The following is a 16,215-nucleotide window of genomic DNA, read 5'->3' as shown; positions in this document are numbered from 1 at the left end:
AGCACTAATTTGGAGAGTCGCATATTTAATCGTGCGGGAGGCCCGACGCTCAGATCGGGCTGATCAGCCCGACCGGCTGGCTTCCGAGCAAGGCGGCAACCGAGATGCTGCCCCCAGGTTCGATCGTCTTTCCCGTCACCAGATCCGCCTTCAGTCCGTGAAGCGGGGAGGGGATGGCGATCGCCGTATCCTCCCAGAATTCCGGACCGGCGAAGAGCACGCCGGGATCGAGCCAGCCGAACATCAGCCGCGGCGCCACGGTGATTGCGAACTCGCTGTTGTGCACCCGGGCGAAAGCGAGGACATGGTCGCGCCGGTTGCCGGTCGCCTTCAGCGGCAGGTAATCGCCTTTTGCGAAAAGGGTGGGATGACGCCGGCGCAGCTGCAGACCGATGCTGACGACGCGCTGCTTCAGTGCTGCCGCCTGCAGCTTGGCGATCGGTCCCGCTTCGGCCAGCCATGCAATCAGCCGATCATGCTCGACCGGCCGGCGGTTATCCGGATCGACAAGGCTGAAATCGAAAGCCTCCGCGCCCTGGTAGATATCGGGAATGCCGGGAGCGGTCAGCTTGAGGAGCGTCTGCGACAGGCTGTTGAGGTAACCGGCGGCGATGAAGGGCTGCAGCACTCTTTCGAAATCTTCGAGAAAGGTGTCATTTTCAGGCGACACCAGCGCCGCCGCATAGGCGGTGACGGCTTCCTCATAAACGTTATCCTGTTCCAACCAGTCGCTGCGCAGTTTCGCTTCGCGCACCGCCTTTCTCGCATAGTCGGTAAAGCGCTCGCGAAGCTTCTCCGTCTGCCCTCGGTCGAAATCCTCCGGCCAGACGCCGGCCAGCGCCTGATAGAGCATCCATTCGACATTCGGTTCCGGAACCGCGCCGTCCGGCAGATCCTTCAGCCAGGACCGGTTCATCTCACGCCAGCGTGCCATCGCCTGCACGAAAACATCCGCGCCTTCGCTCAGCGTGTAGAGCCTTGCGCGCGCATCCTCGCCACGTTTGGTGTCATGGGTGGTGCTCGCCGACAGGCCAAGCGGCTGCAGCCGCGCGCGCTCGGCCATCCTGCGATGAAAGCCCTCGGGACCTTCAGGCGTCCTGCCCGGTTCGCCGCCCACCTCGTTGGCGCCAAGCAGCCTGTTGTAGCGATAAAAGAGCGTGTCTTCCGTCGCCTTCGCCATGACCGGTCCGCTCAATTGCTGGAAGCGGATGCGGAATTCATGGGCCGCATCGCCTTCGACCTTGCCTTCAAGAAGCATCAGCACATGGTCGAGCGCCCGTCGATCATCGAGCTGTGCGGTGGCCTGCGATGCGGTCGCGGCCAGCACTGCCGAATCCTGCCAGGAGAGCGGGCCGCCGTCGCCATAGGTGCGGTAGACCGGAAAGGCGATCAGCAGTTCCCGCAATGCGCCGGCGATCTCGTCTCTTCTCTCCTCGGGAAAGATGCCGGCGGCAATCGACACCAGTCTGTCGGTCTCGCCTGCGAAATTGCGTTCCACCATCAGCCGCTTGGCGATCCGCCGGCTCTCTTCGAGATCACCGGCTTCGCCGGCGATGCTGTGATAGGCATCGTCCAATATGCGCAGTCCGGCGCCATCGATGAAGAGGTCGCCGATCGCGGCAATGAACTCATATCCCGTGGTGCCTGCGACCGGCCAGCTCTCCGGCAGAATCTCACTTGCGCCGAGGATCTTTTCCACGACGATATAAATGTCGGGTCCGACGGCTTCCCGGAGCCGGTCGAGATAGGCTTTCGGCTCTGCCAGCCCATCGACATGGTCGATGCGCAGGCCCTGCACCTTGCCTTGGCGCACTAGTTCGAGCACCAGCCGGTGCATGTCTTCGAACACCGCGGGATTTTCGACGCGGGTGCCGACCAGCCCGGTCACCTCGAAAAAACGGCGATAGCTCAGATGCAGCGCCGCTTCCTTCCAGTAGCTCAGCCGCCAATGCTGCGCCTCATGCAGGCTTCTAAGGAAATCTCGATCGGACGAGATGTCATCGAGTTTCTGCCGCAAGACCGCCTTATCGCCACCTTCGAAGAGGATGTCGCGCATCGCGCGGCGGAAGTCCTCGCCTGACGTGGCGGCCGCAGCCTCCGCCATTCTCGTTGCAACCGGATCGTCGAGCCGGTTTGCCAGCGCGCCATAGCTCCCAGGGTTCAGCGGCAAGAGCGTTTCGAAATAGGCGAGGGCGAAATTGCCGTGTGTTTCATCGAGCGTGACGCGCAGTTCGCCGGCGTTGAGCGCGCGGTCGAAATCCTGGCCGAGCTGCGGCAGGGTCACCGGCTCGCGCCAGTCGATGTCGAAATGGCCGGCATAGGCGCTCTGCTGGCCGAATGCCAGAACGTCGCGCCACCAGGCATTTTCCGGCGAGGCGGCCATATGGTTCGGGACGATGTCGAGGATCAGCCCCATGCCTGCCGAAGCCAGGCTTTCCGTCAGCCGGTCGAAGCCTGCGCGGCCGCCGAGCGACGGGTCGATCTCATTGGCGTCGGTGACGTCATAGCCGTGGGTAGAGCCGGTGACGGCGGTAAAGATCGGTGAGGCGTAGAGATGGCTGATGCCGAGCGTCTTCAGATAGGGGACGAGGCCGCAGGCGCGATCGAAGGTCATGCCGTTGCGGAATTGTATCCGGTAGGTCGCTGTCGGAAGTGTCATGAGGCCGTCTGACGTTGGAGGGAGACCCTCTCCAACGGTTGTGTCCGGGCTTTGGTTCCATTCAGCGCTGCGCGTCTGATCAGACGCGCAGCGCTGTAACACTTTGAGGCGTTAGTCGATGAAAACGCCGACGCTTGCGGCGCGACCGGCCGAATCGATGACGGTAAGCTTCGAATAGCCGCCGCCGTCCGGCAGCCATTGCTGGGTGCGCCGGCGCGACAGATCGGGCAGCGGCTTGCCATTGGCGAGCCAGCGGAAGGGCGCGCGGCCGCCCTGCAGCTTCAGCTGCAGCGGTGACAGGTCGCCCTCTTTCGCGCCGAGATCGATATGCGCGCCTTCTGGCGGATAGACGATCTGAGGCGCGGCCTCGCGGCCGGAGGCGACAAGCAGGCCGCTGGCGGAGAGCGCGAAACGCCGCTGGCTGATCGGCAGTTCGGATTGGGCGATGCGCACGGCGCCGGCGGGCGGCCGCGGCAGCGGCGTCGTCGCTATGCCGGATTTTGCGAAGCCCTCGAAGAGGATCGGCGCGGCGGTGCCATAACCGGTCAGGCCCGGCACAGCGCCGTTATCGGGCCGTCCGACCCAGACGCCGAGCACGTAGCGCCCGTCATAGCCGACCGACCAGGCGTCGCGGTAGCCGTAGCTCGTGCCGGTCTTGTAGGCGATGCCGCGCTGGGCGGCGCCGGCGGGAGGAATGACGCCGGAAAGGATATCGGCGACGTTCCACGCCGCGACCGGCTCCAGCATCGGCTCGCCGTCGATCTTGCCGGGTGCGCCGGTGATCCCGTCACCGAGCCGCGTCGGCTGGCCGCGATTGGCGAGCGCCGTGTAAAGCTGCACCAGATCCTTCAGCGTGACGCCGACGCCGCCGAGGCCGATCGCAAGCCCCGGCGTCTCATTCGGCGGCAAAGCCGGACGGACCTCGGCGCGGCGGAAACGCACCAGCAGCCGCGATGGCCCGACGGCGTCGAGCAGCTTCACGGCCGGCACGTTCAGCGAAAGCTGCAGCGCCTCGCGCACCGTGACGTCGCCCTGATAGCTCATGTCGAAGTTGCGCGGCCGATAGCCGAAGAAATCGGCGGGCCGGTCCTCGATGATCGTCTCCTGGGAGACGAGACCCTGCTCGAAAGCGAGGCCGTAGATGAAGGGCTTCAGTGTCGAGCCCGGCGAACGGTTGACGCGCGTCATGTCGATCCAGCCGGAGCGGCTGGTATCGAAATAATCGGCCGAGCCGACCTCGCCGACAATCTCGCCCGTCTGTGCATCCGCCATCACCATGGCAAGCGACAGCTTCGGCCCGAGCTTCATGGCCGCTGCCCGCGCGACCGACTCCAGCCCCTGCTGCACCTGCTTCTTCAATGTCGTCTGGTGTTTGAGGACCGTAGGATGCTTGCGAACGGCCGCCTCGGCGAGGTGGGCGGCGAGCGCCGGCAATTGCATGCGCCGCGAGGGAATGGCTACCCCCTCGGCCCGCTCCGCCTCGCCATCGCCGACGGCCTCGGCCACCGCGACGCGGTCGAGCACGCGCCTTCGTGCTTCCTCCGCCGCCTTGAGATTGCGGTCCGGCCGGCGCCGTTCCGGCAATTGCGGCAGGGCGACGAGCAGCGCCGCCTCGGCGACCGTCAGGCGGCGCGGCTCCTTGCCGAAATAGGCAAGGCTCGCGGCGCGCACGCCTTCGAGATTGCCGCCATAAGGTGCGTGGGTGAGATACAGGTCGAGGATCTGTTCCTTGGTCAGCCGCCGCTCGATCTGCACCGCCCGCGCAAGCTGCAGCAGTTTTGCCGAGAGCGTCCGTTCCGGGCGCGGCTCGATCAGCCGGGCCACCTGCATCGAAAGCGTCGAGGCGCCGGAGACGATGCGGCCATTGCTGACGAATTGCAGGCTCGCGCGCCCGAGCGCCCAAGGGTCGACGCCGCCGTGGCTGTAGAAGCGCTGGTCTTCATAGGCAATCAGCATGCGCAGGAATTGCGGATCGACGTCGGCAACTCCAGTCTTCAGCCGCCAGCGGCCCTCCGACGTCGCAAAGGCGCGCAGCAATTGACCATCCGCATCCAGCACCTCGGCGGAGACAATATCAGCCTTCTCCAGCGGCGGCGGAAAGGCCCGGTCGGCGGCGTCGAGCGCAAGCAGACCCGCGCCGGCGAGAACGACGCCGGCGGCGGATCCGATCGCAAACTTGCGCCACAGCCCCATTATTGTGCCGCCATGACCTCCATCTTGCCGGTCGCCGTGCGGGCCGAAAGCTCGGGCCTGTACATGTCCTCGACGGTTGCCGCCGGGTGATCGTAGGTGCCGGGAGTGACGGCGCGCACGACATAGGCGACGTTGAACTCGCGATCGTCGCCCGACCCGCGGTTGAAGGCGGCGACGAAGCGATCATAGCGGAATTCGGTATGGGCGGCGGAGATCTCGCCGATCCAGTCGAAATTCGTCATCTGGGCGCTGTCGACGAGGTTCGGATTGTCGATCTCGAAGCCGGCCGGCAGAAGATCGGTGATGACGATGCGCGACGGCCAGTCGTTGGTTTCCCGCACATGAATGACGACGACGTAGCGCTCGTTCTGCTTGGCTTCGCTGACATTCGCCTGTTCGCCGTCGAGCGTGTAGTAGCTGCGCTCGATGGTGAAGCCGTCGCCGCCGGCCGGCAGCGGCACGGTCGGGGCGGCCACGGTGGTGACGACAGCCGAAACCGCGTCGTTGGTCTGGTTGGTCAGCGTCAGCGGATGGCCGGCCAATGCATCGCCGGTCATGCGCGCCATGTAGGCGCCGGTATGCGCGGCGCCATTGACGTCGATTTTCAACCCGTCATCGCCGCCCTGGATGGCGCGCGCGGCAAGCAGCATCCAGGTCTCTTCCTGGGTGCTCTTATATTTGCTGCGCCCCCATTCCTTGGCCACGGCCTTGGAAAGTTCCGGAATGACCGGCGGTACCGGCCGGCTTTCGGCCGCCAGCGCCAGGATTGCGGCGCCGTCACGCAGGATCGTGCCGTAATCGGTGCGCGAGAGGTTGACGCGCGACACCATCGATTGTTCCGACATCTGCAGCGCATCGAGGAAGATGTTCTTTGAACGCTGCGCATCGCCGTAAAGTGCCAGGGCGGCGGCGATGTGCGCCTTGGCGAGTGGCGTCGGGAAGTCGTTGATCATCGTATCGGCATAATAGCGCAGATCGCTGATCGCGGCCTTCTTGTTGCGGGCCAGGACGTAGACGGCATAGGCGATCTGATCGCCCTGGCCCTTGATGTCGGTGGTGTAGGACAGCACGTTCTGCAGGTTTTCCAGCGCCTGCACGAAAGCTCTTTCCGGCACGTCGTATTTCTGTTCGCGGGCCCGCGTCAGGAAATCGGTGACGTAGGAATCGAGCCAGACATCGCCCGAGTCAGGACCCCAGAGGCCGAAGCTGCCGGCGGATGCCTGATAGGAAAGCACGCGGTAGATCGCATCCTGCACGCGCTGGCGCAAGTCATCGTCGTTTTCGATGCCGGCCTGCTTCGCCACTTCGGCAAGGTAGAGCAGCGGCAGCGCGCGGCTGGTGGTCTGCTCGGCGCAGCCGAAGGGATAGCGGTCGAGCGTCATCAGCAGCGCGGGAATGTCGAAGGCCGCCGAACGTGTGACGTTGACGCTGATCGAGGCGCCGGGCAGCACGCTGTCGGCCAACAGGTTCTTGTCGACGGTAAGCTTTGCCCCGGGCTTCAGCGCCAGCACCCTGCGCTGGGTGATCGGCAAGGAGGCCGGGCGCACCGGCACATCGACCGTCTGGTCGAGCGACAGGCCGGAAGCGTCGGAGAGGTTGATCGAGACGCTGCCGGCGCCCGGCTGCTTGCCGACGAGTGACAGCGTCAGCTCGGATTTGGCGCCGGCCTCGAGGCGGATCGTCTGCGAGGCGGAAGCCTGTTCGATGCCGAGCGCGTCGTTGCCCGTCAGCTGCAGCGTGTAGTCGCCGGCCGGGGCATCGGTGTTGGCGATGTCGAGACGCAGATTGGCTTTGTCGCCGGGGGTGAGAAATTTCGGCAGGCTCGCGGTGACCACAATGGGATCGCGGATGATGACATCCTTGACGCCGTGGCCGACGCCGCTCTTCGACCAGGCGACCGCCATGACGCGCGCCGTGCCGTTGAATTGCGGAATGTCGAAGGAGACATTGGCCTTGCCTTCGGCGTCGAGCTTCACCGGACCGGAAAAGAAGGCGACCAGCTTCTGTGTCGGCGGACTTGACTGCAGCGCCACGGCGCCGCCGTCGCCACCGGTCCTGAGCTTGCCGGTCACCCCAAGCGAGCCGTCGATCAGGCGGCCGTAGAGGTCGCGGATTTCAAGGCCGAGCTGCCGCTGGCCGAAATACCAGTCTTCAGGATTCGGCGGTTCGTAGCGCGTCAGGTTGAGAATGCCGACATCAACGGCGGCAACCGTCACATAGGCATCCTCGTTGGCGCCGGCGCCCGTCACTTGCAGGCCGATGTTCAAGGGTCCGCGCGGCAGCATCTTTTCCGGCGTGTCGAGCGCCACCTGCAGCGCGCGCTGCTCGGGATCGACCTTTAGCCATTTGATGCCGATCGAGCGCATCGGCATGTGGCTGTCCTGCGCATCGCCGGGACGGAAGAGTGTCGCGGTGACATAGGCGCCGGCACCCCAATCGGCCGTGACGGGGATATCGACCTCGCCGCCGGTCTCGCCGATCGTGGCGCTCTGCACGGCGACTAGCTTTTCGGTTCCTGATGTCACCATCAGTTCGCCGCCATAACGCGAGGTGACCTTCAACTTGGCCGTCTCGCCGACCTTGTAGCTCTCCTTGTCGAGGGCGATTTCCAGCCCGTCGGGTGTTTCGGTGGAAGTCGAGGCCACGAACCAGCCGGCCTCGAATTCGACGCTGGAGGTGGGGCCGTCGGCATCCGGACTTTCGACTTCGAGGCGGTAGCGGCCCCAGGTCACCGGCACGGAGATCTTGCCGCCGTCCATCGTCACGTCGACGCTGCCGTTGGAGATCTGCTCGGCGTTATAGACCGGCTCGTATTTCCATGCCGTGCCCTCGCGATACCATTGGTATTCGCGGTTGAGGCTGTAGAACTTCCAGCGCAGGCCCTTCGTCTCCTGCTTCCCACCGTCGGCATCGACGCCGATCACCGTGAAATTGGCGATCGCGTTTTCAGGCAGGTCGTCGGAAAACTCCGGCTTGATGCCGATCGAAGCGCCCTGGTTCTTCACCGGGATGACGAGCGAGCGCTCGATTGCACGCCCGCCCGCTTCCTGCATGCGCATATAGACCGTGGCGTTGAGCAACTGGGTCGTCGCCGGCAGGTCGCTGATGGTAAGGTCGGTCGAGGCTTCGCCGTTCTCGTCGAGTTCAGGCAGACCGTCGATCGGCAGGCGCGAATCCTCGCTTGCCTCCTCGTCGGCAAGCCCGAAGAGGAAGCCCTTATAGGCAGCGCTCTCACGCGTCGGCTTGACGACGACGTCGCCCTCGAGCGTCAGTCCCGCGGCCGGAGCGCCGTAGAGATACTTGCCCGAGATGATGATCGTCGCCGGCGTATCCGGACCGATTTCCTTGGCCTCGGTCTTGATCTCCATCTCGGTGCGATCCGGCACGAAATCGTCGACGAGAAAGCTCTTGGTGGCGATCGCCGTACCCTTGGGGTCGGTATAGACATTCATCGTCCAGGTGCCGCGCATGGCGTTTTGCTGGGTCGGGAAGTCGATGGAATAACCGCCGAGATTGCTGGTCTGGCTGACGATCCGCCGGTCTTCGACGCCATCGGGGCGGCTGAAGATGAAGGTGAGCGGCAGGTTTTCGATGGCGTTGCCGTCGGTATCGCGGGCGAGAGCCTGGGCATGCACCGTTTCGCCGGCGCGGTAGATGCCGCGTTCGGTAAAGGTCAGTACGTCAATCGCGCCGGGGGCGGCGCGGCCCGTCACGCCGCGGTCGGAGAGGTCGAAGCCGGCGCGCGTCATGTCGAGGAAGACATAGTCCGATGTGCCGTTCTTGGCGGCAATGACGGCGGGCGTGAGAGCCGCCGTGCCGCGGATCAGGCCGGCGGTGAAGATGGCGCGGCCGTTTTCGTCTGTCGTCGCGGTGCCGAGCACCTCATTGTTCTTGGCGAGCAGTTGCAGCTCGACGCCCGCGATCGGCTTTGCCGAGGCGAGCGAGCGGGTGAAGACGTTGAGCCCGTCGGTGCCGGCATAGGTGGTGATGCCGATATCGGAGACGAGGAACCATTGCGTCGCCTGCGAATCCCACTCCTGGGACGGGCCGGTTCCTGCCGTTGCAGTCATGACGTAGATGCCGGGCTTGCGCTCGGGCAGCGCCTCGTCGACGGGGAAGCTGGTGACGACGTCCTTGTTGAGCTCGTTGGCGATTTCGATCGAGCCCTGCCAGACGAGTTCGCCGCTCTGGTCCTGAATGTTCTGGGCGCTGTAGCCGTCGAGCTGGCTGAGGAACTGGGAGTTCGTCAGCAACGGCGCGATGCCGCGATCGCCGATGCGGTAGAGCTTGAGATTGGCGGAGGCGAGGTTGACCGAGACGATCGGGATGCCGCGGCGCGCCGTCGAGGGCAGCACGAAGCTGTCGCCGGTGAAGCGCACCATCTGAGTGCGGTCCTTGATGTAGACATCGATGCTGACGGGGGCTTCGAGAACTTCGTCGACGGCCGACGGCAGGCCGGTGCGGAAGGCGATCTTATAGGTCTCGCCATGCGTCAGGCCCTCGACGCAGATCTGCTTGCCCTTGGTTTCCACGGCCTTCGGCGCGGCGCCGTTCAGCGTCACGAAGGGCGTGTAGTCGGTGGTCTTGATGAGCGCCTCGGAGAAGGTGGCGCAAGCGCGCGGCGTGGCGCTGTCGGCATCGACCGTATGTTCGGTAATGCGGAACCCCTGCGTCGATTTCAGCTGCAGGTAGGCCGCCTGAACATCCTTGGCGCCGACCAACGCCAGGCTTGCCTTGTAGGCGTCGAGAGCCGGGCGGTAATTGCCGTTGCGTTCCAGGGCATTGGCAAGCACGGCGAGCGCCTCGGCCCGCTTGGCCGTCGTGCGCGTCAGCTCGTAGCCGTTCAGTGCGTCGAGCACGGCCTGGCCCGTGATGCTGCTCTCCGTGCTTCCGAAGGAAATTGCGGCGCGGGCGGTCTCGAGCCAGAGATCGGCGTCATCGGGCGTGATCGACAGTGCGCCATGGAAGGCGATCAGCGCGTCGGTCAGGTTGTTGACGGTCATGTCGAGGCGGGCATTGGCCGTCAGGCTGTCCACCCCCTGGCCCTGCTGGGCGTCGGTAAGGGCAAGATTGTCCTTGAAGTCGTGGGCCTGCTGGATGAGATCGCTCGTCAGGAAGGTCAGGCGCGGCGCCGCACCGATATCCGGCTCCTTTTGGGCCGCGGTCTCGACGATCTTGCCGGCGACGGCACCGGGAAAGGCGTTCATCGTCTTGAAATCGGACTTCAGAAAGCACCACTTCACCTTGGGATTGTAGGTGAAGGCCTTGCAGCTCTTGTCGCCGATGCACGAGGTCTTGCACTGGTCGAGCGAAACATTCTGCTCGGTGCGCAGATCGAAGCCGAAGAAATCGGCATCCTTGATCGTCTGAATGTCGCGCTTGGTTTCCGCCGCGGCCGCGGGAAAGCTGATGGCAATCGTGGAAAAGGCGATAGCGGCGAAAGCGAAAAACGAGCGCACGGACATAGATTCCCCCCAAGGATACAGGCGATGCTGGCTCTGATCGGCGGCACTCTCCTCACTCCTCATGAGATTGTCAACTCAACTTGAGCGGTGTTTCACCTTCACACAGGCGCTTTCGTTCAACCGTCACATCGGCGGGCGTGATTTGCGGCTTTTGCAAGGATGGGCAAGGATTTGGGCGGCCGCCAGAGACATCGCAACGTCCAGATCTTTCCGCCATGGCAGCCTTGCCACGGCCATTGCAGCCAATGGCCTGTTGCTCGCTGTAGGTGCAGCCGGCCCGCCTGGGCTCGCGTCTGCAACGGGATGCCGGCAATCGAGGGGGCGAGAGGCCGGATTAGCCTATTCTGCCGCGGCTTTTCCGCACAGGTCAGGCAGCCGCTTTTTTGTTTCACATCGATATGGTTAAAAATTTATCAACCTTAACAATAGGTTAAATACAGAGATTCGCGTTTCACAGCGGAACATAACGTTTAGTTGCCCGTTACTGGCATGAGTTTCGAGCAGGGACAGCTGCCGGAGCGGATCCCTCTTTCGAAGTATGTGCGTAACAAGGGGACGTATCATGGCCACCAATGTTGTGCGGCGCTAGCAACGAGATGACCTCATGAAGCAGAGAGTTTTGATCGTCGAAGATGAATTCCTGATCGCCCTGGATCTCGGGGCGACGGTGGAGAACATGGGCATGCAGGTCGCGGGCCTCGCGCATGATCGCGAACAGGCGCTGCGGCTGGCACCGCTTGCCGATATCGCCTTCGTCGACGTCAATCTCGCCGACGGGCCGACGGGGCCCGACATCGGCCGGCGACTGGCGGAAGAGCACGGCATCGCGGTCGTCTTCATGACCGGCAATCCCGAGATGGTTGCCGCTGGGGTCAAGGGCGCGGTCGGCGTGGTTCAAAAGCCGGTCATGCCTTCGGTCGTCGAACAGCTGGTCAAATATCTGGCCGCGCGCCGGGTCGGCATGTTTGCCGTGGTGCCCAAACAGATGACGGTCTTTGCCTGATTGGCCGGTCAGCCGGAAACGGTCGCAAGCTGCGGCGGAGGGCTGGCCTGCTCCGCCCCCGGTCTGCCATAGGCCTTGAGAAAGGTACGGACGGCGTTGCGCGCCGCCTTTTCCAACTCGCCGTCGCTCGGCATCCCACCGAACAGGACGGTCATCTGCAGGTCGGCATTGCCGAGCGCCACGAACTGGCGGGCAGCGACGTCGAAATCATCGATGATGAGCGCCCCCTTATGGGCAAGCCGCGCGAAAAGCGCCGACAGCGCCGTGGTCAATTTCCCCGGCCCGTGCTGGCGCCAGCTTTCGAAGAGGTGCGGATATCGTTCGCCCTCCATCTGCACCAGCTTGCGCAGGAATTTTCCGTCGTGATTGCAGATGCAGTTCCTGTTTAGGCGCATGACGAAAGCCGTCAGGTCGTCCTCCAGATTGTCGGCATTGTCGGGAAAGGTCGACAGCATGGAGAAGAGCATGGCGTTGGCGCGGTTCATCACGTCCTCGACGACGGCGACAAACAGGGTCTCTTTTTCGCGGTAGTGATTGTAGATCGTCTGGCGCGAGACGCAGGCTTTGGCGGCGATCTCATCGATGCTGGCGCCGGCAAAACCCTGGTTGCAGAATACCTCTGCGGCGGCCTCGAGAATCGACATGCGCTTGGCGCATTGTCCGCGCTGCGTATGCCCCGTCATCCTGGCTGCGGGTGTCATGCGATCTTTCATGGCACGAAGATAAGCCGTCTTGACGTTTTAGACAATGGCGTCTAATTTTACATTAGTGTCCAAATTTATAGACACTCTTGGTTCCGCCGCTGGAGATATGAGCTCCCAACTTCGTCTTCGCGCGAACGATCATCATTGAACCCTTAAGAGCAAGGCGGCGGAGCGACGATCCGACGCTTTCGCTGCGCTTTTATGAAAGATCATCCTTATGACGGCTTCATTCTTTCGCATCGCTCTCATTCTCGGCCTTCTCTCGGCCATCGGGCCCTTCGCCATCGACATGTATCTGCCTGCGCTGCCGTCCATCGGCCAGGATCTGCACGCCGATAACAGCGTCACCCAGCTGACACTTCTCGCCTTCTTCATCTCCTTTGCGCTCGCACAACTTCTTTATGGCCCGTTGTCGGATATGTGGGGCCGCAAGCTGCCGCTCTATATCGGTATCGGCCTCTTCGCGGTCGCGTCGGTCGGCTGTGCGCTGGCGACCGACATCGAAACGCTGATCGCTTTCCGTTTCGTCCAGGGTATAGGCGGTGCAGCAGGCATGGTCATTCCGCGCGCCATCGTCCGTGATATGCACACCGGCGTCCAGGCCGCGCGCCTGATGTCGCTCCTGATGCTGGTCTTCTCGATCTCGCCGATCCTGGCGCCGCTGACGGGCAGCGCCGTCATCGAGTTTTACGGCTGGCGCGGCGTGTTCTGGGCGGTAACGATCGCCGCCATGATCGGTCTCGTCCTGCTTTCCACACAGCTCGACGAAACGCGGCCCGCCAGTGAGCGCAGCGGCAGCGGCCTTGGAAGCGCCATGGCCGCCTACCGGCGGCTGCTTGGCGACCGCAATTTCCTGACGCTGACCTTCATCGGCGGCCTCGGCATTTCGAGCTTTCTCGTCTATCTCGCCAACTCGCCCTTCGTGCTGATCCAGCATTACGGACTGACGCCGACCCAGTACAGCTTCGCCTTCTCGATCAATGCCGTATCTTTCTTCGCGGTGTCGCAGGCGACGGGCTGGCTCGGCGAGCGTTTCGGTCTCGTGCGCGTCATGCGGCTTGCCGTCGGCGCCTTTGCGCTGTCCATGGTCGCCATGGCGGTGGTGATGGCCGCAGGCTTCAACCAGCTGCCGGTCATGGCGAGTTTCCTGTTCCTCGGCTACGGTTTCCTCGGCCTCGTCATCCCGACGAGCGCGGTGCTGGCGCTGGAGGATCACGGCGAGATCGCCGGCACGGCTTCGTCGCTGATGGGCACGCTGCACTTCGTGATCGCTGCCGTCGCCATGGTGATCTCGAGCCTGTTCTTCGACGGCACGGCCGTTCCGATGGCCGCCGGCATCGCGCTTTGCGCGCTCGCGGCCTTCGTGCTGACGCAGGCAACGATCGGCCGCCGCGCCGCCGTCGCCGCCGCCGAATGATCGTGATCGGCCGCACCCGATTATCGGGTTGCGGCCCCCGCTGTCCGGATCATGCCAGAGCAGGCAGCGCCGAGCCGGGTCTAAGGCGTCAACGCGTCAGCGTGAAAGCGTCGCTTTCGCCGGGAATGAGTTCCAGCGGCCAGATCCTGTTGCGGGCGCCTTGCGGATAGTGTTCCGCATAGGCCGGCATGGTGGCAAGCAGGGTTTCGCCGAGCTGCACGCCGAGATCGCGCAACGACATGCGGAAGGATGTCAGCGTCGGCTGCAGGAAATGCGTGCGCGGCTCCTCGCGGAACCCCAGGACGGCAAGATCGCGCCCCGGCACGATGCCGGCCTCTGCAAGCCGCCGGTAAAGCCCGATCGCCATCAATTCGTGGATCAAGATGATCGCGGTCGGCCGGTCTTCGATCATCAGCAGTTCGTGGCCGGCCTGATAGCCGCCCTGTTCGCTCGACTTGACGCGGATGACGAGGGCGGGGTCGAAGGGAATATCGTGTCGTTTCAGCGCCTCGCGGTAGCTGTCGAGGAAAATATAGCCGAGGTTGATATCGGAGGAGGGGGCGGCCACCGCGATCCGCCGGTGGCCCTTCGCGACCAGCCGGTCGACGCCGCGCGCCGCCACCCCTTCGAAGTCGAGATCCATCCAGGTATAGCTGCCGCCGGATGCGCTGCGGCCGAGCGCCACGAAGGGAATGCGCGCCTTTTCCAGGAGCTCGATGCGCCGGTCGGTGCGCCGGGTCGCCGAAATGATCATCGCGTCGACCAGCCGGCGCGCCACCATACGCTTCAGATATTCATGCGGATCCTCGTCATCGGGGCAAGGCAGCATGACCAGATCGAGCTTGTGGCGGGAGAAGACGCTCTGCAGCCCGTCGGTGACGCCAAGGAAGAAGTCGTCGCTGTTTTCGACCGTCTCGCGGCTGACCTCCAGCATCAGCCCGATGACGTTTGTCATGCCCTGGCGAAGGCTGCGGCCCGACTGGTTGGCGACATAGCCGAGTTCTTCGGCGGCGGCGAGCACGCGCCGGCGCGTTTCGTCGTTGACGTCGGGCTTGCCGTTCAGCGCGCGGGATACGGTCCCGATCGAAATGTCGAGATGCTCGGCGAGCTGTCGGATTCCCTTCATCTGCAGCGATCTTCCTCCCTTGCCTCGCCAAAGACGCTGTAACACTTCGATCTCAGCGTCACGCCCTTCTTGCCACAGGATTGCGCCTGCGAAAAGCGGGGGAGGGGTTAGGGCTCGAAGCTCCGGCGGATGACGAGTTCCGGAATGACACGCTCGTAAGCCGGCGGCGCATCCGGATTTTCAAGCCGCCGCTCCATCAGCTCGACGGCGCGCTGCGCCATGGTCAGCGGATCCTGGCGGAAGGTGGTTAGCTGGTAGCTCAGCCAGGAGGCTTCCGGAACGTCGTCGAAGCCGATGACCGCAAGATCCTCCGGAGCGCGCAGCCCTGCTTCCAGGCGCGCGACATCCATCAGCCCGAAGGCGATCAGGTCGTTGGCGCAGAAGACGGCTTCAGGCTTTGTTCTTTCCGAAAACAGCGCCCGGCCGGCGGTGACGCCGCCCTCGTAGTCGGAATCCCCGCCGCGGGCGACGGTAACCGATGCGCCGAGCGACTCGGCCGCCGCAAGGAAGGCGCTTTCGCGCTCGACGATAGCAGGCGTTTTCGAGTTGGAGCCGATGACCGCCAGCCGTCGCCGGCCGCTTTCGTAAAAGCCCGTCGCCGCCTTGCGCGAGGCTTCGGAGTTGCCTGCGCGCACATGATCGGCGTCGGGCTCCGAACGGCCAATGACGACGAGCGGCTGGCCGTTTCGCTGGGCGAGTTCGAGGAAACTTGCCGGCGGCGAGCCGGACAGGATGATGATCGCCTCGGCGCGGTGGCCGATCAGCATCTTCTGGGCGGCGAGCAGTTCGTCTTCCGTCTGGCCGGTATTGATGAGGATCGGAATGCTGCCGCGCCGGATCAGGAATTTGGCAAGGGCGGCGGCCAGATGGGCGCGAAAGCCGACTTCCGGCCGTGTCGCGACGATGCCGACGAGGCGGCTCTGATTGGCGAGCACGCCGCGAGCCAGGTCGTTGACGTGGTAGCCGAGTTCGTCAGCTGCCCGCAGCACCTTTTCGCGCGTTGCCGGAGCGACGCTTGCGCCCGGCGTGAAGGTGCGCGAGACGGCGGAGCGCGACACGCCCGCCAATTGCGCCACCTGCTCGGCGCTGACGAAGCGCATGCGTTCTTTCTTCGGCGTTTTGGAGCCGTTCACTGGACCATCATTCATGGCCCTCAGCTATTGGTCGACTCTGACAGCTGGATGACAGGCGGCGGCCTGCCGGCAAGATTTTGGAAAAAGGGGAAAATCGCAGGACAAGCTGAACTGGCGCAAAGGGCAGCCAACGTCATTGCGGAGAACTGCCGAGAGCGGCGCCGGCCAAAAATCAGCGCGCGCCGCTCCTGGAAATCCGGTTATTCGCAGACGCGGACGGTTTCGGTGTGATAGCCGCCGTCATAGCGATTGCGGACATCGCGGTCCTCATACCAGCACCTCGGCGCGGGTTCGACATAACGGGGGCCATCGACATAGCGCGGGCCGCCATTGGCGATCGCCCCGCCGATCAGACCGCCGACGACACCTGCGGCAACGCCGCCGGCGATAATGCGGCCGGTGTCATCATGGTGATGACGGTCACGCGCGGCAGCAGGCTGAATAGCCGATCCAACAAGGGCCGTCGCGATCAACAGGCTGCTCATAATTCTCTTCATAACATTTCTCCTCAGTGG

At 63.9% G+C, this 16,215-nt stretch carries 9 protein-coding genes; 2 read left to right on the top strand and 7 right to left on the bottom strand.

Annotated features, from left to right (window positions below; translation table 11 throughout):
• Positions 1-49 precede the first annotated feature (49 nt).
• From treY to ATY77_RS28375, 3 genes are all read right to left on the bottom strand, one after another.
• Complete coding sequence (treY, locus tag ATY77_RS28385; protein ID WP_088689822.1) at positions 50-2,659, bottom strand: malto-oligosyltrehalose synthase; 2,610 nt, start codon at positions 2,657-2,659, stop codon at positions 50-52.
• A gap of 111 nt (positions 2,660-2,770) precedes the next feature.
• Positions 2,771-4,852 carry a penicillin-binding protein 1C gene (pbpC, locus tag ATY77_RS28380; protein ID WP_088689821.1) on the bottom strand — a complete coding sequence of 694 codons (2,082 nt, stop codon included), beginning with the start codon at positions 4,850-4,852 and terminating at the stop codon, positions 2,771-2,773.
• Positions 4,852-10,317 carry an alpha-2-macroglobulin family protein gene (locus ATY77_RS28375; RefSeq protein ID WP_088689820.1) on the bottom strand — a complete coding sequence of 1,822 codons (5,466 nt, stop codon included), beginning with the start codon at positions 10,315-10,317 and terminating at the stop codon, positions 4,852-4,854. The genes pbpC and ATY77_RS28375 overlap by 1 nt, the downstream gene beginning before the upstream one ends.
• Positions 10,318-10,921: 604 nt before the next feature.
• Here ATY77_RS28375 and ATY77_RS28370 point away from each other — a divergent pair.
• Positions 10,922-11,320: a response regulator gene (locus tag ATY77_RS28370; RefSeq protein ID WP_088689819.1), complete on the top strand. Its 399-nt coding sequence runs from the start codon at positions 10,922-10,924 to the stop codon at positions 11,318-11,320.
• An 8-nt stretch (positions 11,321-11,328) separates the two neighbouring features.
• Here the strand turns inward: ATY77_RS28370 and ATY77_RS28365 are convergent, their stop codons facing one another.
• Positions 11,329-12,033 (bottom strand): TetR/AcrR family transcriptional regulator, encoded by a 705-nt coding sequence (locus ATY77_RS28365; RefSeq protein WP_088689818.1) that lies wholly within the window; start codon positions 12,031-12,033, stop codon positions 11,329-11,331.
• 208 nt (positions 12,034-12,241) lie between these two features.
• Between ATY77_RS28365 and ATY77_RS28360 the strand changes: the two genes are divergently transcribed.
• The gene (locus ATY77_RS28360) at positions 12,242-13,441 is read left to right on the top strand and encodes a multidrug effflux MFS transporter (RefSeq protein WP_088689817.1); all 1,200 of its coding nucleotides are present in this window, start codon (positions 12,242-12,244) and stop codon (positions 13,439-13,441) included.
• Positions 13,442-13,529: 88 nt separating this feature from the next.
• Here ATY77_RS28360 and ATY77_RS28355 read toward each other — a convergent pair whose 3' ends face one another.
• The 3 genes from ATY77_RS28355 to ATY77_RS28345 form a co-directional block, all read right to left on the bottom strand.
• Positions 13,530-14,567 carry a LacI family DNA-binding transcriptional regulator gene (locus ATY77_RS28355; protein WP_088689816.1) on the bottom strand — a complete coding sequence of 346 codons (1,038 nt, stop codon included), beginning with the start codon at positions 14,565-14,567 and terminating at the stop codon, positions 13,530-13,532.
• 107 nt (positions 14,568-14,674) lie between these two features.
• Positions 14,675-15,715 carry a LacI family DNA-binding transcriptional regulator gene (locus ATY77_RS28350; protein WP_088689815.1) on the bottom strand — a complete coding sequence of 347 codons (1,041 nt, stop codon included), beginning with the start codon at positions 15,713-15,715 and terminating at the stop codon, positions 14,675-14,677.
• Positions 15,716-15,900: 185 nt separating this feature from the next.
• The gene (locus ATY77_RS28345; RefSeq protein ID WP_088689814.1) at positions 15,901-16,197 is read right to left on the bottom strand and encodes a hypothetical protein; all 297 of its coding nucleotides are present in this window, start codon (positions 16,195-16,197) and stop codon (positions 15,901-15,903) included.
• Positions 16,198-16,215: the final 18 nt, after the last annotated feature.

The sequence above is a fragment of the Rhizobium sp. R634 genome (assembly GCF_002211305.1).
In the GTDB taxonomy this organism is placed as follows: Bacteria; Pseudomonadota; Alphaproteobacteria; order Rhizobiales; family Rhizobiaceae; genus Rhizobium.
The sequence above is the reverse complement of the archived record's forward strand: the minus strand, read 5'-3'. Positions and strand labels throughout refer to the sequence as shown.